Origin of the sequence: Kitasatospora sp. NPDC085879, assembly GCF_040686255.1 — a bacterium.
GTDB lineage: Bacteria > Actinomycetota > Actinomycetes > Streptomycetales > Streptomycetaceae > Kitasatospora.
This window is the reverse complement of record NZ_JBFBJZ010000035.1, coordinates 32470-49930: the sequence shown is the minus strand read 5'-3', so window position 1 is coordinate 49930 and position 17461 is coordinate 32470. Positions and strand designations below refer to the sequence as shown.

14 protein-coding genes are annotated in these 17461 nt (G+C 76.0%); 6 read left to right on the top strand and 8 right to left on the bottom strand.

Annotated elements, in window-relative coordinates; translation table 11 throughout:
- Positions 1 to 37: 37 nt before the first annotated feature.
- Positions 38 to 1972 carry an FUSC family protein gene (locus AB0P35_RS25230; RefSeq protein ID WP_363514564.1) on the bottom strand — a complete coding sequence of 645 codons (1935 nt, stop codon included), beginning with the start codon at positions 1970 to 1972 and terminating at the stop codon, positions 38 to 40.
- Between the two features lie 212 nt (positions 1973 to 2184).
- On the opposite strand from AB0P35_RS25230, the gene AB0P35_RS25225 reads away from it, so the two are divergent.
- Positions 2185 to 2541: a DUF805 domain-containing protein gene (locus AB0P35_RS25225; protein ID WP_095876005.1), complete on the top strand. Its 357-nt coding sequence runs from the start codon at positions 2185 to 2187 to the stop codon at positions 2539 to 2541.
- Positions 2542 to 2817: 276 nt separating this feature from the next.
- Entirely contained in the window at positions 2818 to 3096 is a 279-nt protein-coding gene (locus AB0P35_RS25220) for an acylphosphatase (RefSeq protein ID WP_363514561.1), read from the top strand.
- Positions 3097 to 3148: 52 nt separating this feature from the next.
- On the opposite strand, the gene AB0P35_RS25215 is transcribed toward AB0P35_RS25220, so the two are convergent.
- Positions 3149 to 3958 (bottom strand): alpha-L-glutamate ligase, encoded by an 810-nt coding sequence (locus AB0P35_RS25215; protein ID WP_363514558.1) that lies wholly within the window; start codon positions 3956 to 3958, stop codon positions 3149 to 3151.
- Positions 3955 to 4845 carry a hypothetical protein gene (locus tag AB0P35_RS25210; RefSeq protein ID WP_363514555.1) on the bottom strand — a complete coding sequence of 297 codons (891 nt, stop codon included), beginning with the start codon at positions 4843 to 4845 and terminating at the stop codon, positions 3955 to 3957. The genes AB0P35_RS25215 and AB0P35_RS25210 overlap by 4 nt, the downstream gene beginning before the upstream one ends.
- Positions 4846 to 5249: 404 nt before the next feature.
- Between AB0P35_RS25210 and AB0P35_RS25205 the strand changes: the two genes are divergently transcribed.
- Positions 5250 to 5915 (top strand): AAA family ATPase, encoded by a 666-nt coding sequence (locus AB0P35_RS25205; protein WP_363514552.1) that lies wholly within the window; start codon positions 5250 to 5252, stop codon positions 5913 to 5915.
- 166 nt (positions 5916 to 6081) lie between these two features.
- A complete protein-coding gene (locus AB0P35_RS25200) occupies positions 6082 to 6846 on the top strand; it encodes a hypothetical protein (protein WP_095876009.1) in 765 nt (254 codons plus the stop codon).
- 23 nt (positions 6847 to 6869) lie between these two features.
- On the opposite strand, the gene AB0P35_RS25195 is transcribed toward AB0P35_RS25200, so the two are convergent.
- The 5 genes from AB0P35_RS25195 to AB0P35_RS25175 all read right to left on the bottom strand — a co-directional run bounded on the left by AB0P35_RS25195 (position 6870) and on the right by AB0P35_RS25175 (position 15287).
- On the bottom strand, positions 6870 to 7517 hold the full coding sequence (locus AB0P35_RS25195) for a response regulator transcription factor (protein WP_363514658.1): 648 nt from the start codon (positions 7515 to 7517) through the stop codon (positions 6870 to 6872).
- Positions 7518 to 7549: 32 nt separating this feature from the next.
- Complete coding sequence (locus AB0P35_RS25190; protein WP_363514549.1) at positions 7550 to 9223, bottom strand: sensor histidine kinase; 1674 nt, start codon at positions 9221 to 9223, stop codon at positions 7550 to 7552.
- Between the two features lie 161 nt (positions 9224 to 9384).
- Positions 9385 to 12093, bottom strand: a complete 2709-nt coding sequence (locus tag AB0P35_RS25185; RefSeq protein ID WP_363514546.1) for a SpoIIE family protein phosphatase — start codon at positions 12091 to 12093, stop codon at positions 9385 to 9387.
- 128 nt (positions 12094 to 12221) lie between these two features.
- Complete coding sequence (locus tag AB0P35_RS25180; protein WP_363514543.1) at positions 12222 to 13646, bottom strand: cellulose binding domain-containing protein; 1425 nt, start codon at positions 13644 to 13646, stop codon at positions 12222 to 12224.
- A gap of 123 nt (positions 13647 to 13769) precedes the next feature.
- Entirely contained in the window at positions 13770 to 15287 is a 1518-nt protein-coding gene (locus tag AB0P35_RS25175; RefSeq protein ID WP_363514540.1) for a beta-N-acetylhexosaminidase, read from the bottom strand.
- A 211-nt stretch (positions 15288 to 15498) separates the two neighbouring features.
- Here AB0P35_RS25175 and AB0P35_RS25170 point away from each other — a divergent pair, with 211 nt between their 5' ends.
- Positions 15499 to 16380 carry a GntR family transcriptional regulator gene (locus AB0P35_RS25170; RefSeq protein ID WP_363514537.1) on the top strand — a complete coding sequence of 294 codons (882 nt, stop codon included), beginning with the start codon at positions 15499 to 15501 and terminating at the stop codon, positions 16378 to 16380.
- Positions 16381 to 16516: 136 nt separating this feature from the next.
- A complete protein-coding gene (locus AB0P35_RS25165; RefSeq protein WP_363514534.1) occupies positions 16517 to 17452 on the top strand; it encodes a polysaccharide deacetylase family protein in 936 nt (311 codons plus the stop codon).
- Positions 17453 to 17461 lie beyond the last annotated feature (9 nt).

Genomic DNA, 17461 nt, shown 5'->3' with positions numbered 1-17461 from the left:
CCGGCGCCGGGGTGCGACCGGCCGGGCGGGCCCCGGGTCAGGCGGCGGTGGTGATCTCCCGGATGCGGCGCAGTTCGGTGACGATGTCGTTGAGGGTGAGGCAGTCGGGCGGCAGGGCGCCGAGGGAGGGGCGGTCGGAGGGTGGTTCGCCGCGGCCGTCGAGCGCGTCGGCGACGGCCTCCAGGGCGTCGGCGACCTGACGGGCCGCCGGTGCGGCCGGGCGGGCGGCGCCGTGCTCCAGCCGGACGGCGCAGGCGGTGGCGGCGTCGACGATCCGCTCGGCGCCGGTGGTGACGCGCAGCCAGTCCGGGGTGGTGCCGGCGTGCAGTTCGACGGCGGCGGTCTCGGCGGCGGCCCGTGCCTCGGCGAGCGCCCGGTAGGCGGCCCGGCGCAGTTCCGACCGGTGCCGGTCGGCGGCCTGCTGCGCTGCGGGCCACTGGGCTGCCGTGGCGTGGCCGGGGTCGGCCAGGACGTGCTGCAGGTAGCGGCGGGTGTGCCGGAGGGCGTGCGCGGAGCGGTGGCCGACCCGTGCCTGGGTGTCGGCGAGCCGGGGCAGGTGGCCGACGAGCAGCACGAGCAGGCAGGCGACGGCGGTGTCGGCGAGCCGGGAGGCGGCGGCCTGCCGGTCGCCGCCGACCGACACGAAGGTCAGCACGGTCACCGTGACCACCGCGGTCTGCAGCGCGAAGTGCCGTACGGCGAGCGGCACCAGGGCGCCGCCGAGGGCCACCGCCGCGGCCGGCCACCACGGGCCGGTGAGCAGGCCGGCGAGCGGGACGAAGGCGAGCACCCCGGCGGCGGTACCGGCGAAGCGGCTGACCACGCGGGAGAACAGCGGCCCGAAGTCGGGCTTGACCAGGAAGGCGGCGGTCGCCGGCAGCCAGTACCAGTGGCCGGTGTGCAGCAGCAGGGCGACCGCGGTGCTGACGGCCACGCAGGCGGCGACCCGCAGGCCGTACTCGCGGCCCGCCGGGCCGGCCGGGTGCACCAGCGGGCGGCCGGGGAGGCGCGGCGGCGTGGCGGGGGCGGCCGCGCCGAAGGCGACGCCGGCCTCCAGGACGGCGCGGTCGAAGGCGCTGCGGGCCGGGGTGTCGGAGACCGGTGCGGGCAGCGCCCCGGGCGCGGCGTCCCGGCGGACGGCCTCCGCCAGGCGGCGCGGGCCGTCGGCGACCCGGGCGGGCAGCGGCTCGCCCTCCCAGAGCAGGGCGACACTGGCCTCGCAGAGCGCCGCGGCGGTGCCGAGCCGCGCGCCGAGCCGCCGGTCGGCCGCCGACCTGCGACGCAGCGGCAGCCGGATCAGCGCCCGCAGCCGCAGTGCCTCGTCGGCCCGGTCGAGCGCCGCGGTCAGGGCCCGGCGGGCGGGTTCGGCGGCCGGGGTGCCGACCGCCTCCAGCGCGTCGGCGAGCGCGTCGTACACGCCGGCGACGGCCGCCCGCTCGTCGCTCAGCAGGCCGCCGGGCCGGCGGACCGTCAGGCGGAGCAGCAGCAGCCAGCCGGCGCCGGCCAGGAAGGCCGAGGCGCCGAGCCAGGCGGGGACGGTCAGCGGCATGCCGCCGCCGACCGCGGTCAGCACCAGCAGTTGCAGCCCGGCCAGCGACCAGACCGGGCCGGCCACGCTCACCGCGCCGGAGACCAGACCGACCAGGGCCAGCACCGGCAGGGCCCAGCCGGCGGGTGCCCCGCCGGTCTGCCCGACCAGCAGGCCGAGCGCGCCCGCGAGGGCCGGGACGGCGATGTGCAGCACCCCGCTGCGCCAGGTGCCGGGGCGGTCGTTGATGCCGGCGAACATCGCGCCGAGGCCGGCCAGTACACCCGCCTGCGGCTGCCCCGCGGCGAGGCACACCGCCAGCACCGGGCCCATGCCCAGGGCGCCGCGCGCCGTCGCCGCCCAGGGCACCGGCCCGCGCTGCCAGCGCAGCGGGTGGAGCAGCCAGCCGGGTGCGGTCGGGGGGCGGGGCGGGGGGCGGCGCACGGTCCTCCTCGGGGTACGGGGCGTGGCCTTGTGACGGGTGTGCCGCCAGCGTAGTGGGGCCGCTTGTCGGGGCCGCTGCGGCAGGGTTACAGCCGGGTGTCCGGGCCGTCCGAAATGCTCCCCCCACCCCGTTGAAAAAGTTCTTGACCGCCCATCACCGCCACCACTACATTCCCCCCAACCCAATCGGCACGAAAACAGGGACAACTGACGTGGACTGGTACTTGGCTGTGCTCAAGAATTACGCGGGCTTCGGCGGCCGGGCACGCCGCAAGGAATACTGGATGTTCGCACTCGTCAACATCGCGATCTACGTCGTCCTGGCGATCGTCGGCAACCTGCTCGACACCGCGCTGCTGACCGGGCTGTACGGCCTGGCGGTGCTGGTCCCCTCCCTCGCCGTGGGCGTGCGCCGCCTGCACGACACCGGCCGCTCCGGCTGGTGGCTGCTGATCGGCCTCATCCCGCTCATCGGCGGGATCGTGCTGATCGTCTTCGCCGCGACCGAGGGCCAGCCGGAGGTCAACGCCTACGGCCCGAGCCCGAAGGCGATCCCCGCCGCGGCCTGATCCCCCCACCTGCACCGACGCACGGGTCTGGGCAGCCGGAACGGCTGCCCAGACCCTTTTTCCTTTCCGCCGCCGCGTTCAATTGCCGACCGCCGGGTGCGGTCCCGGTGAATTTCCGATCACCGTCCGGACAATTTCCGGCGCACCCCCCGAAGCGGCCGCCGGAATTCCGCGGGCCGGCCGGCCGTACGCGGCACCGCCCCTGACGGACCGTCGGTGCGCGGGCGGCGCGGCGGCGCCTCGGACACAGACCGGCATCGGGTATACCTGGCAGGCGTGATCCGTAGACGTGTGGTGGTGGCCGGGGTCGTCCAGGGCGTGTTCTTCCGCGACACCTGCCGACGGGAGGCCGCGGCGGCCGGGGTGGCCGGCTGGGTGCGGAACCTGCCGGACGGGCGCGTGGAGGCCGTCTTCGAGGGCGAACCGGCGGCCGTCGAGCGGCTGGTGGCCTGGTGCGGGCGCGGCCCGAGCCGCGCGGTGGTCGAGGAGCGCCGGATCTCCGAGGAGGCCCCGGAGGGCCTGACCGGCTTCGAGGTCCGCCCGACCACCTGGTAGCGGCCGCCGGGTGCCGCCCCGGCCCGCGGCGCCGGTCGTTCCCGTGGCGGCGTCAGGCCGCCCGGGCGGGCGCCGGTCGCCGGCCCGCCGCGGTGGCCGCGGTGAGGGCGGCGAGCGCCTCGGGGGCGCCGGCCTGCCCGCGGATGCCGGGGAAGGCGTTGATGTCGACGATCAGCGGGCCTGCGGCGGTGTCGAGGATGTCGACGCCGTACACCTGCAGCCCGAAGACCTCGCCCGCGGTGCGGACCAGGTCGGGCCAGCCGTCCGGCAGTGCGGCGAGCGGCAGTGCCTCGCGGGCGCCGGCCGGCGCGGCCGCGAGTTCGGAACGGCGGCGCTCGGCGAAGAGCCGGCCGTCGACCGCCCAGAGTTTGCGGTCCCAGCCGTCGTTGGGCGCCAGCGGCTGGACGACCACCGGCTCACCGGGCCAGGCGGCGGCGAGCCCGCGGGCGGCCGCGGTGTCGCGGACGGCCGCCACCAGGTCGCCCCGGCGGCTGTGCAGGCTCTTCACCACGACCGGTTCGTCCACGGCCAGTTCGGCCAGTTCGGTGAGCGCGGCCGTCCGGGTCGGCGCGAAGGGCAGTCCGGCCGCCAGGGCCAGATCGGCCATCCGCTGCCGGTCCTGGCAGCGCGCCGTGGCGGCGACCGGGTTCAGCACCGGCACCCCGCGCTCCTCCAGCCGGGCGGCGAGGGCGAGCGCCTGCGGGGTGCGGGCCTTCAGCAGGCAGACGTCCGGCAGCCCGGGCCGCTCGGGTGCCTGCGGGTGCTGGGCGTCGACCGTGTGGCCCTCGGCGCGCAGCAGCGCCGCGGTGGCGGCCAGCAGCGGATGGTCCGGGTCGGCGGTGAGCAGCCGGACGTGGCTCACGCGGCACCGCCGATCGCGGCCGGCACGGTGCGGGCGACGCCCTGCGGGGGCACCGCGGCCACCGAGGGCCAGGACGAGCCGGTGCGGGCCAGCCGGAGCACCGCGCGGGACACCCGGGCGACGGCCTGCGGCACCGCCCGGAAGCTCGGGAAGTCGTTGACGTCGACCACGACCGGCCCGTCCGGGCCGAGCAGGATGTCCACGCCGTACAGGTCGAGGCCGAAGACCTCGCCGACCTGGGCGGCGACCGCGGCGACCTCCGGGGCGAGCGCGACGGGGTGTTCGCGGTGCGGGTGGTGCGGGTGCAGCGGGGAGGTCCGCTCGGTGGCGAACAGTTCGCCGCCCGCGCAGTAGACCTTGAGGTCCACGCCGGTGTTCGGCACGTACGGCTGGGCGATCAGCAGGCCCTCGCCGCCGAGTTCGGCGCCGAGCCGGGCGAGTTCCTCCGGCCGCTCGACGAGGTGGACGGCGCGGCCGGAGCTGCCGTCGGCCGGCTTGACCACCAGCGGGTAGTGGGCGTCGGGTATCGCGGCGAAGTCCTCCCAGCGGGCCGCCGCCCAGGTGGTCGGGGCGGGCAGGCCGCGGTGGGCGGCGATGACGGCGGCCTGCGCCTTGTCGCGGACGGGGCGGATCGCCCGCGCGTCGTTGACCGTGGTGAGGCCGACCGCCGCGGCGGACTCCAGGAGGCCGAGCCCGGGGCCGCCGGACACGGTCTTGAGCACCCAGGCGTCGTGGTCGCCGGCCCGCACGAGTTCGCCGAGGTCGAGCAGTGAGCTGCCCGGGCGGACCACGTCCACGCGGTGGCCCCACGCGGTCAGCTGGCGCACCACGTCGAGCGGCATGCCGTCGTTCCGGTAGTGCTCCTCGACCAGGAAGCAGAACCTCATCCGCACAACTCCCCTCCCCCCGTCGGGCTCCGTCGGCCCGGCGCAGCGCTCCAGGATGCCACGAACCATCCGGGCAAGATCGCCCAAGTCGTCCGCGAACGGCTACAAGCGGGTCACAGCCGACGGCCGGTGCGTCTGCGGAGCATCCCCGCAGGGCCGGTCGCCCGAGGCCCGCCCGGAGCGCGTCTCGGCCCGCCCGACGGGATGTCACCGAGCCTGCGGGGCACGGGGTCCGGGCCGTACGGGGTGCGGATGTCGCCGGGGTGTACCGAAGCCGTTCCAGCAGACCACAGCCGGGTCACGGAGCGGAACGGCGCCCCCGGGCGTCGGATGATCGCATTACCCTCTCTTGGTGAGTCCTTGTCCCGTTCCGGGTAGGGCACGGGTACCGGAAGGAGGGGGCGGTGCGCGAAACCGTCAGTACCGGGCCCGTCGCGGGGGCCGGGATCGAAGCTCCGACCTCGTGGGCGGTACCGGGTGTGCTGCGCCCGGCGGGCCTGCACGACCTGCGCGGCCGGCCGGTGCCCGGCGTGCTGCGCTACCCGGACGAGGACGTGGTGGTGGTCTCCGGCCTTCCCGGCAGCGGCAAGTCCACCCTGATCCGGCGCTGCTCGCGCGCCCCCGTGATCGACTCCCAGCAGTCGCGCGAGCAGTACGAGGAGCGGCTGCCGGGCCTGCCGTACGCGCTCTACCGGCCGCTCGTCCGGCTGCACCACTACCGCGGGCTCCAGCGGTCGCTGCTGGCCGGCGGGCCGCTGGTGGTGCACGACTGCGGCACGCTGCCGTGCGTCCGCTGGTGGATCGCCCGCACGGCGGCCGCGCAGGGGCGCCGGCTGCACCTGCTGGTCCTGGACGCGAGCCCCGAGCAGGCCGCGGAGGGCCAGCGCGAACGGGGCCGCAAGGTCTCGGCGTACGCCTTCGCCCGGCACCGCTGGGCCACCGGCCGGCTGCACCGCCGGCTCTCGGCCGCCGACGGCCCGCTCGCCGGCTGCGCCTCCACCGTGCTGCTCGACCAGGCGGGCGCGCTGCGGCTGCGCGACATCGACTTCGCCGACGCCGCCGCGGACTGAGCCCCCGGCGGGAACGTGTCCCGCACGCGTGCAACGCCGTACGGGGGGCAGGAGGATACGGCGCGGCGCGGGCGTTCACCCCTCGGGCCGGGCGGGGGGCGCCCAGCGGGGTGAGGGGTCGCGCGCGTCGCGTCGCACGCCGGTGCGTGCTGGCTACTGTGCAGCCATGCCCACCCCCTCCTCCCGGCGCAGGCCGCGGCTGCGCCGGCTCGCCGACCGGCTCGGTGCGCAGTACCGCACCGCGTTCGAGCCGCAGTACGACGCCGTTCGCCGCAGTTGGACGCTGCGCTGGTACGACGGCCCCACCCCGGCCACGGTGCAGGCCGCCCTGCGCCGGCTCGGTCCGGACTCCGACGGCGTCCTCGTCCGACGCGACCTGACCACCCGGGCGCTCGCCCTGGCGGCGCTCCGGGAGACCCGGGCCGGCGCCATGCACCGCTGGGTCGGCAGCTGGGGCCAGCGCTACCACCTGGCCCAACTCCTCGCCGACCAGGAGCATCCGGACCGGACGGCCGGGCCCCGCGAGGCCGCGATGCTGGACCGGCTGCTGGCCGCCTCCACCGCCGGCACCGGGCCCTGGGCGGCGCCCGACGAGTCACGGGCCTTCGAGCTGATCGCCCGGGACGGCATCGCCTGGCTGCTGCCGAGCGACCGACTGGCCGGCCCCGGCGACACCGACGGCCTCGCCCTGACCCCGCTGGAGTACCTGACCTCCCGGTACTCGGCCGGGGTGCACCGCGCGGCCTGGGAGACGGCACTGACCTCCATGCCGCTGCGGGCCGCGGTCACCGCCGCCGAGGCCGACCCGGAACCCGGCGCGGACGCCGCCCGCGCGGCCCTCGCGCTGCTGCCGGCGCTGCGGGCGCAGCTCAACCGCGACCTCGACCGGGCGCAGGCCCGGCTCTCCGCGGTCCTCCAGCCGCAGGTCTGAGCGCGGCCGGCGGGGCGGCGCGGTCAGAGTCCGGCGTCACGGGCGAGCAGCGCGGCCTGCACCCGGTTGTCGCACTCCAGCTTGGCCAGGATGCGGCTGACGTAGGTCTTCACGGTGGCCTCGCTCATGTGCAGCCGGGCGCCGGCGTCGGCGTTGGACAGGCCCTCGCCGAGCAGGTCGACCACCGCGCGCTCGCGCTCGGTGAGCACGGACAGCCGGCGGCGGGCCTCCTCGCCGCGGGCGGTGGCCGGGCCGGCCGCCAGGCTGTCCACGATGTGCCGGGTGGCGGCGGGCGACAGGAAGGCGTTGCCGCCGGCGGCCGCCCGGACGGCCTGGATGAGCTCGCCCGGGGCGGTGTCCTTCAGCAGGAAGCCGGCGCCGCCGGAGGCGATCGCCCGCAGCACGTTCTCCCGCTCGCCGAAGGTGGTGAGCACGATCGCCCGGGCCCCGGGTGCGACCCGCGGCAGCTCGGCGAGTGCGGTGAGGCCGTCCATCACCGGCATCTGGATGTCGAGCAGCACCACGTCCACGACGTGGGCGCGGGCGAGTTCGAGCGCTTCGCGGCCGTCGGCGGCCTCGGCCACCACGTCGATGTCGTCGGCCGAGGTCAGGATCATCCGGATGCCGGCCCGGATGAGCGGCTCGTCGTCGGCGACGAGGACCTTGATCACGTCTGCGGTCTCCTGGGAGAGGTCACGGTTGGTCACCTGGCAGGGTAGTGCTGCTTCTCGACCAGGTGGCCGTCGCGGAAGCAGAGGCGCAGCACCGTCTCCGTCTCCAGGGCGGCGGAGTCCTCGCCGGAGATGAACCAGGAGCAGGACGCGCCCGCCGGCACCGGCGGCCCCTGGCCGCGGTAGTCACTGGTCATCAGGTTGCTGCCGGCCGGCAGTTGGCGGCGCACCTCCTGCTCGGAGCTGCCGACGGCCAGCCGGTCGAAGGTCTCCCTGGGCAGGGTGGCGTTGTCGAGGACGTGGAAGAAGGTGGCGACCGCCCAGACCAGCGCGCCGAGCGAGGCCAGCAGCACGAGGCCGGCGCCCAGGGCGCAGCCCAGGGCCGGGCTGCGGCGGGCCGCCGGGTCGGGCGGCACGGGCAGGCCGAGGCCGAGGTCGTCGGGGAGCCCGTCCTCCGAGCCCGTGCCCTCCGCCCGGCCGGCCCCGTCGTAGGGCAGGACGCCGGCCAGCCGGAACCCGCCGTCGGGTACGGGGCCCGCGTGCACCATGCCGCCGAGCAGCCGGGCACGCTCGTGCAGGCCGGTCAGCCCCTGGCCGCCGCGGACGGCCCCGTCGGCGCCTGCGGCCGGCGGCCCGTTGTGCACCTCGACCACCAGGGCGTCCGGCTCGTACCGCAGGGCCACGGTGATCGCCGCGCCGGGCGCGTGCTTGTGGGCGTTGGTGAGCCCCTCCTGGACGATCCGGTAGGCGGCGTGGCCGGTGGCGGCCGGCAGCGGCCGGGGGTCGCCGGCCCGGTCCAGGGCCACCTCGGTGCCGGCGGCCCGCGAGGCCTCGACGAGCCCCTCGACGGCCTCGACGCCGCCCGCCTCCGGCAGGGTGTCGTCGCGGAGCAGCCCGACCACCTCGCGCAGTTCGCGCATGGCGCCGGTGGCGGCCTGGCGCAGGACGCCGACCGCCTCGCGCTGGGGTGCGCTGAGGGTGCGGTCCACCTCCAGCGCACCGGTGTGCACCGAGATCAGGGCGAGCTGGTGGCCGAGGCTGTCGTGCATGTCCTGGGCGATCCGGTGGCGCTCGCGCAGCCGCGCCTGGTGGGCGATCATCGCGCGCTCGCGCAGCAGTTGGGCGTTGCGCTCCTGCAGGGCGGTGAGCAGGGCGCGGCGCTGGGCGCGGTACCGGCCGATGACGGCGGGCAGCACGGCGAGCAGCAGGAAGCCGACCGCGGTGACGACCAGGTTGGCCCGGACCGGCAGGCCCTCGTTGTTGATCCCCAGGGACGTGGCGATCACGGCGGCGAAGGCGAGGCAGGAGGCCGCGGTCAGCACCAGCGGCCGGGCGATCCGGTACCCGGCGGACCAGCCGGCCAGGACCAGGACGGGCATGAACCCGCCGTACCCGCCGAGGGCCGCGGCGGCGAGCACCAGGACGGGCCCGGGCAGGCCCCGGCGCAGCAGGCAGAGCAGGGCGGCCGCGAGCCCGACGGCGAGGGCCCCGGCGGGGCCGGAGTCGGCGAGCTGGACCAGGCCGCCGAGCCCGCCGACGAGCAGGGCCGCGACGCACTCCTGCACGATGCGGCGGGCGCCCCAGGGGCCGGGCAGGACTCGGCGCACCAGCGCCCGCGGCGTGAGGTCCGCCCTGGTCAGGGTGGTCGGGAGGACCGCTCCCTGCAGCACTCCGGACAGCCGCAGGGCAGTCGGTTTGGTGGTCACGCGCAGAGGCTAGCGGTCCGGCCCCCGGGGTCCGCCACCACCGTCCGTCGCGATCCGCCGCGACCAAAGTCGAGGATTCGGTCGTCCCCGCTCGCCGCGGGACGGGCGGCGCCCCGACGAAAGGTGCGCCCGTACCGGACGTCGCCCGGCCGCGCCGGCGGTCACTCCCGGCGCACCAGCAGCAGGGCGATGTCGTCCAGCCGCTGCGCCGTTCGACGGGCGCGGCTGACCAGGGCGTCGGCGAGGCCGTCGAGGGTGCCGGGACGGCCCGCGCGGCCGGCTCCGAGCGGGCCGCCCTCGGAGGAGGAGGACACCACCGGTACGGCGTGGGCGAGCGAGCTGCGGAGCTCGTCGATGCCCTGGTCGATGGCGGTGGACGGGGTCTCGACCAGCCCGTCGGTGTACAGCGCGAGCACCGAGCCGACCGGGAGGTGCAGCCGGGTGGTGGGGTAGTGCGAGGCGCGGTCGACGCCGAGGAGCGGTCCGCCCTCGAGGTCGACCAGGTCGGTGCGCCCGTCCGGGCGGCGCAGGATCGGCGGCGGGTGGCCGGCCCGGACACCGTGTGCGCGGCCGTCGGTCGGATCGAGGTGGATCAGGCAGCAGCTGGCGAGCAGCCCGGGGTCGAGGTCGACCATCAGGTGGTTGGTGCGCACCAGGACCTCGGCGGGCGGGCTGCCGCCGGAGGCGAAGGCGCGGACGGCGCTGCGCAGCTGCCCCATGGTGGCGGCGGCGCCGACGTTGTGGCCCTCGACGTCGCCGATGACCAGGCAGAGTCCGTGCGGGGTGGCGATGACGTCGTACCAGTCGCCGCCGATCTCCATGCCGCGGGTGCCGGGCAGGTAGCGGGCGGTGATGGCGATGCCGGGCACGCTGGGCAGCCGGTGCGGCAGCAGGGCCTGCTGGAGGCCGCGGGCGAGCTCGAACTCGGCGTCGTAGAGCCGGGCCCGCTCCAGGGCCTGGGCGATCAGGCCGCCGAGCGCGGTCAGCTGGACGCGGTCCTCGGGGGTGAAGGTCCTGGGCTGGTCGAAGCCGAGGATCAGGCTGCCCACGGGGTGGCCGGAGGCGATCAGCGGCAGGAAGGCCCAGGCGCGCATCTCGTCCTGCGGGATGCCGGGGTAGGCGCTGAGGAGCTCGCGGGAGGACTGGAAGAAGAGCGGCGAGCCGGCGATGAGGGTCTCGGTGCCGGGCAGCCGGGCGCCGAGCGGGGTCGCCTCGAAGCGGTCGAGGAAGCCCTCGGGGTAGCCGCTCTGGGCGACCAGGTGCATCCGGCCGTTCTGGGCGAGGTAGAGGGCGAGCTCCTGGCCGCCGTAGCCGGGCAGGATCTGCTCGAGGACGGTCGCGCAGACCTCCTGGACGGAGACCGCCTCGGTGAGGGCGCTGGCCAGCTGCAGGAGGTGGTAGGTGGCACCGAGGCTGGCCGGGGCGGCGGGCGGGGCCTCCGGCAGCGCCGCGGTGCGCGGGTCGGCGGGTTCGGCGGCGGCGACCACCCGGCCGGTGACGCCGTGGGCGTCGGGGTAGAGCGAGAAGGCCAGCCAGTGGTCGGGGGGCCGGCAGGCGAGGAAGGCGGTCGGGCGCCGGGAGAGCATGGCGGCCCGGTAGCGGTCCTCGTAGGCGGGGTCGCCGAGCCAGGACAGCACGTCCCAGGGGTGCCGGCCGAGGAGTTCGTCCCGGCGGGCCTGGAGGTACATCTCCGCGGTGCGGTTGACGTAGGTGACCATGCCTTCGGCGTCGAGGGCGAAGACGCCGTCGCGCAGCCGCTCGACGGCGGCGACCGCGGCGGAGCCGGCCGAGTCGTCGAGGACGACGACCACCAGGTGGGTGCCGTCGGCGACCCGGCGGCCGCGGAGTTCGAGGGTGCGGTGGCCGCCGCGCGGGTCGCGGACCCGGACCTGCCGGTCGAAGGGGCGGCCGTCCAGGGCGGCGCGCCGGGCGGCCTCGCGCAGCAGCGGCATGTCCTCCGGCGAGAGCCGTTCGACCAGGGTGGCGAGACGGCCGTCGAAGGCGCCGCGGGCGAGGCCGAGGATGGCTTCGAGCTCCTCGTCCACGGCGATGGTGCGACCGGGGATGTCCCAGTCGAAGACGCCGACCCTGGTCGCCGGTCCGGAGGGCGGCGGCAGCTGGACGACGGTGGGTTCGTCGGTGGCGACCAGTTCGTCGAACGGGGCGAGCGAGGCGGCGATCCGGTTGGCGGAGGAGCGCAGCTGGCGCCGGGCGCCGCCGGGCAGTCCGGCCTCGGTGCTGGGCCACAGCACGCACAGCACGCCGAGGGTGCCGTCGCGGGTGGCGATCGGCGCGGCTGCGAAGGAGAACGCGTACGGCAGGCCGACCGCGAGGCGGGGGAAGCGCCGCATGGTCTCGTCCGGGTCGGCGAGGACGATGGTGCGGCCCGTGCGGTAGGCCTCGGCGGGGGGCAGCGGGGCGACCACGGCGATCCGTCGGAAGGCGCTGAGCAGCGGCAACGGTACGCCGACCACGGTGCTGAGCACCAGCGAGCGGTGGTCGGAGGACGGCAGGTAGACCAGCCCGCCGTAGCCGGAGGTGAGCGCGACGGCCCTGGTCAGGCCCTCGGCGAGGAGTTTCTCCATGGCGTCGCGGTGGGCCGCGCCGGGCACGGCTCCGGGCGGTTCGATCACTGGCGGTCCGGGTGGTCCGGGCGAGCCGGTCCACGGAAGGTCGGCGGGGGCGGGCGGGTCGGCCGCGCCGGTGTCGGCGGTGGCTCCCGTCGAGGGGTCGCGGTCGGGCGGGTCGCCGGGGGGCGGGTCGTGGTCGGTGTCGGCCGGTGACCGGTCAGGGGCGTCGCTGTCCCTGGGGGCGTCCGGATCCTCGACTGCCGCCCCCGGTTCGCCGTCAGCCGGCACGCCCAGGCGCATTCTTTCTCTCTAGTCCCGGACCTCCGGAGGTGTCAAACGGAGGCAAAGTCTCCGCCCCGGCCGGGTCGGGCCGGTCGGGGCGGAGAGGCCGGGCTCCGCGCGGGGCGGAGCGGGTCGGGCCCACCGGATCAGCCGGCGGGCACCGTGTCGGTGAAGGAGGTGCCGGCCGCGCGGTAGCCGGCGACCTTGGCCGCGACCTGCGCCGGGGTGAGCACCTGGTCCTTGACGAAGTACACGTAGTCGACCTGCTGGTCGTAGGAGCGCGGGGTGCTGCCGGTCTGCCCGTTGAGGTCGATCAGCCAGTGGTTGAAGTCGATCCACTGCGGCGTCTCGGGCAGGTAGGGCTCGCCGTGCACCGCGAAGACCCGGCCGTCGATGTAGTAGGTGATGGCCGTGCCGTCGATGGTGATCTGGAGGTCGTGCCAGCCGTCGAAGGACGTGCGGCTCTCGGTGTGGGTGTTGACGGCGTTCCACGGGTCCGGGTTGTAGGTCTCCCAGGACGTCGTGTACATGATGTTGCCCTGCTCGCCCCAGCCGCCGTTCGGCAGGTACTCGAAGTCCTGCTCGCTGTAGTTCGGGTCCATCGGCTGGTCGAGCGGGGTGAACGCGAAGAACGTCTGGTTGACGTGGTCGCCGTCGGGCCCGCCGCTCGGCGTGTCGTCGAACTTGACCCGGGCCGCGTAGGTGCCGTTCTTGAACTTGCGGGCGGCCGTCTGGATCTCCGTCTCCCGGGTGCCGGCGGCGGTGCCGTCGGTGGTGAGGCGGAGGTTCATCACCGAGTTGGCGAAGGTGACGTCGGACGGCGACCAGGTCGCGCCGGGCACGCCGGGGCCGCCCTGGCCGGACTTGACCGTCCAGCCGTGCTGCTGGAGCGCCGGGTCGCCGCTGGAGGTGTAGCCGAAGTCGTCGAACAGGGCGGGCGCGTTCGGGTCGGTCGGCGGGGTCGTCGGGGGTGTGGTGGGCGGGGTGGCCGGGGTGTTGCCGTCCGGCGCGGTGCCCCAGACCAGGGCGCCGGAGCGCTGCAGGGTGACCTTGTCCCAGTTCGCGTAGGTGGTGCGGGCGGCGCCGAAGGAGTAGTCGTCGGACTGGGTCAGGGTCTGCCAGTCCGCGCGGTAGAACCGCAGTTGCATGTCGCCGGTGTTCTGCCCGGGGGCGAGCGAGCCGGCGCCGGCGGTGAAGCCGATCTCCAGGTAGCGGTCGGCGGTCGCGGTCGGGTTCGCGAGGGTGCCGAAGGTACCGGTGATGTTGCCGCAGCCCTTGACCGCCCAGGAGCAGGCGAAGCGGTAAGCGGTGTTCGGGCCGTCGGACTTGAAGTAGTAGCGGAGCTTCAGCTCGCTGAGCGGCACGGTGGTGGAGCCGGTGTTGACCACCTCCAGCCAGGGTTCGACCTGGTCGGCGGTGGCACCGGTGGCGCTGGTGCGGTACTGGACGCTGAGCGCGTCGGTCGCGGCCGAGGCCGGCGGCGTGAGCAGCGCGGCGCCGGCCAGGCCGGCCGCGAGGCAGACGGCCGTCGCGGCGCGCAGGCGGCGCGGGATGCGGGGCTTTCCTGACACGGTGATCCCTCTCTCCGGTGGGGACGGTGGTGCGGGACGCGGGCGCCACGGTCGGCGGGCACCCGGGCGGTGCAGGGAGCGGTGCGGGGAGCCGTTGGGGGTGCGGTGCGGCTGGTGGGGAGGTCAGCGCCCGGTCGGCAGGCCGAGGGCGGCCAGCCGGGGGCGGTGCCCGGCGAGGGCGCGCTCGAAGGCGGGCCAGTCGGTGTCCGGGTTCCACACCCGGTCGGCGAGGGCGGCCAGCCGGGGGTGGAGACGGCGGTCGGCCTCCTCGGGGCCGGGGACGAACTCCGTCCACAGCTGGGCCTGGGCGCCGAGGACCCGGGCCCGCACCTCGTCCGGCCAGTGCGCCGGGGCCGGGTCGAGCCCGTGGACGGCGCGCAGGTCGACGACGGCGCCCTCCTGGCCGAGGGGTTCGTCGGGGTGGTCGGAGGCCGGGTAGTCGAGGTAGGTGGCCCGGTAGGGGGCCATCACGATGTCGTGGCCCCGGCGGGCGGCCTGGAGGCCGTGGTCGGCGTCCCGCCAGGGCATCACGGTGAACTCGGGCGGCAGGCCGGGGCTGCTGCCGTCCTCGGCCCAGCACACCGGGCGCCGGCCATGCGACAGCAGGTGCTCGCCGACCCGGCCCAGGAACCATCCGTGCAGTTCCTTGGGGGAGGCGAGGCCGAGTTCGGCGGCGCGGCGGCGGGCGGCCGGGGCGGACTCCCACTCGGCGGTGGGGCACTCGTCGCCGCCGAGGTGGATGTAGGGGGAGGGGAAGATCTCCATCACCTCGTCGAGCACGTCGGCGCAGAAGGCGAGAACCTCGTCGTGCACCCCGAGGACGTTCTCGCAGACACCCCACTCCGTCCAGACGTCGAGCCGCCGCCCGGGGACGTTGCCGAGCCGGGGGTAGGCGGCGAGGGCCGCCCGGGCGTGGCCGGGCATCTCGATCTCCGGGACGACGGTGACGCCGCGCTCGGCCGCGTACCGGACGAGGCCCCGCAGGTCGGCCTTGGTGTACGTGCCGCCGTGCGGCCGGTCGTCGAAGCGCCCGCTGCCGGCCCGGCCGGTCATCGTCCGCGCCCGGACGGAGCCGACCGCGGTGAGTCGGGGGTGGGCGTAGACCGGCATCCGCCATCCCTGGTCGTCCGTCAGGTGCAGGTGCAGCACGTTGAGTCCGTGCAGGGCGAGCAGGTCGACGGTGCGGTGCAGGTAGGAGACCGGCAGGTAGTGCCGGGCGACGTCGAGCATCAGGCCGCGCCACGGGAAGCCGGGCCGGTCGGTGACGGTCAGGCAGGGCAGCTCCCAGCGGACACCGAGCGCCGGGCCGTCCAGCAGAGCCTCGGCGGGGAGCAGTTGGCGCAGCCGCTGGATGCCGTGCAGCAGGCCGGCGACGGCGGCGGCGTGCAGCCGGACGGCCTCGGGGGTGACGGTGAGCCGGTACCCCTCGGGGCCGAGTTCGGCGGCGGTCGCGGGGTCGACGGCGAGCAGCACGGCGCCGTCCGGGGAGGGCGGCAGCGGTAGGCCGGTTGCGGGGCGGAGCAGGGTGCGCAGCAGCTCGGCGGCGGGGGCGGCCGGGCCGACGGCGTGCACGGCGGTGCGGTGGTCGAGCGTGAACCGGCCGGTCGCGGGGACGATGCGGCGGGGCGTCGGAAGGAGCACGGCGGGGGCCACCTCAGGGGACGTGAACTTACCACTTGCGGACTGGAGCACCACTGGTAAGAGAAAGTGGCATAGACCACTTGGCCCGTCAAGGACCTTCGGGAAAAGAAACACCGGGCCCGACCTGGCAAACGGCGCCCCGACTCCGGCATACTGGTAAGGCACTGGTCAGCCACATCCTCGGCGACCAGCGGGGACGAGGGGAGCCGCCATGTCCGGCGAGAGACCGGCTGCCGCACTGAAGCGGACGCGGGTGCGCGACCATCTCCGGGATCTCGTGGAGGCCCGCAGTCCCGGCGACCCGATCCCGTCCGAGCGGGCGCTGTGCGAGGAGCTCGGGGTTTCCCGGCCGACCCTGCGCGCGGCCGTCGACGAACTGGTGGCCACCGGGCTGCTGGTCCGCGAGCACGGGCGCGGCATGTTCGTGGCACCGGAGAAGGTCGTCCAGGAGATGGCCATGGCCTCGGAGGGCAGCGCCTTCAGCGTGCCGCGGGCCGCGGGCAGTTGGGCGGGGCGGGTGCTGGAGTTCGCGACCGTGCCGGCCGGGGCGCGGCTCGGTCGGCGGCTGCGGATCTCCCCCGCCGCCGAGCTGACCCGGATCGCCCGGCTGCGGCTGGTCGACGGCGAGCCGATGGCCATCGAGCACCTGCACATCCCGGCGGCGCTGGTGCCCGGGCTGGCCCCCGCCGACATGGAGTCGGGCGACTTCTACGACCTGCTGCGCGAGCGGCACGGCGTCCGGGTACGGGAGGCGGTGCAGTCGATCGAACCCACCGTCACCAACGAGGCGGAGTCCCGGCTGCTGGGTGTGCCGGTGCTCTCCCCCGCGCTGCTCTTCGAGCGGCTGACCAGCGACGCCGGCGGCCGGCCGGTGGAGTACGTGCACTCGGTGTACCGCGGCGACCGGTACCGGATCGTGTCCCGGATCGCCTTCGACGACGGCCCGCCCGGCCGGAACAGCGGCCCGACCGGCCCGAGCAGCGGGACGGACGTCGGAGGCACCGCGCACCACCCGGGCTTCCCGCCGGGGGGCCTGCCAGGCCGACCGGGCGGGCGGAGCACGACGACGGGCGACGTCCAGCCGCCGGGCTGACGCCGGGCAGCACCACGGGCGGGCACTATCACGGGGCCTGTCCGGCGCCCGGGCGACACCCCGGCGTTGGGCCGTCCGTGCGGCCCCGCGGTGGCGAACGATTGACCCCCTAGCGACCCGGGGATCATCCGCCGGCATGAAGAGCGGATTATCGGGATGTCATTCTCGGATCGGCCAGGCGCTCTGGGCCGGTCTCGCCGTCGTCCTGACGGCCTGTGCGACGGCACCCGCCCGGACCGCCGCTCCCCCGGCCACCCCTGCGCCGGCCGCCCTGCCGCCGCTGGCCGCCGTCGAACCGCGCGAGCACCACGAGCCGCAACGGATCGATCCGCTGGTGGCCGCGCAGCAGTCCGCCGAACGGCAGGCCCGCGAGAAGGCCGCCCGCTGGGGCCTCGTCCGGCTGCCGGCCACCGCCCCTCCCCCGCCCGAGCAGCGGCCCGTGCTCGCCGCCTGGCAGTCCGGCGTCGCGCTGCGCGCCGTGCTGCCGCCGGTCGTCCAGCGCGTCCCCACCGAGGACCGGGTGGTCTTCCTGACCATCGACGACGGCGCCGAGAAGGACCCGGAGTTCGCCCGGATGACCGCCGAACTCGGCATCCCCTACAGCACGTTCCTCACCGGCTACCTGGCCCGCCCGAACTGGGGGTACTTCCGCGGCCTGCTGGCGAACGGGCACGCCGCCGTCGGCAACCACACCCTGAACCACCGCGACATGCGCAGGCTCAGCCCCGCCGAGCAGCGCACCGAGATCTGCGGCCAGCAGGACGAGCTGGCCCGCGAGACCGGCACCCGGCCGCCGCTGTTCCGCCCGCCGTACGGCGAGTACACCGACGACACCCTGCGGGCCGCACAGGAGTGCGGCATCCGCGCCGTCGCGCTGTGGAACGAGGAAGCCTTCCCCGACCGCATGGAGTACCGGTACACGGACCACGTGCTGCACCCCGGCGACATCATCCTCACCCACTTCCGCGGGCGCGCGGAGTGGGCCGGAACGATGACGGACGTGCTGCGGCGGGTGCTGCGCACCGTCGACGAGCAGGGCTTCGCGCTGGCGCTGCTCGACGACTACCTCTGACGGCTCCGA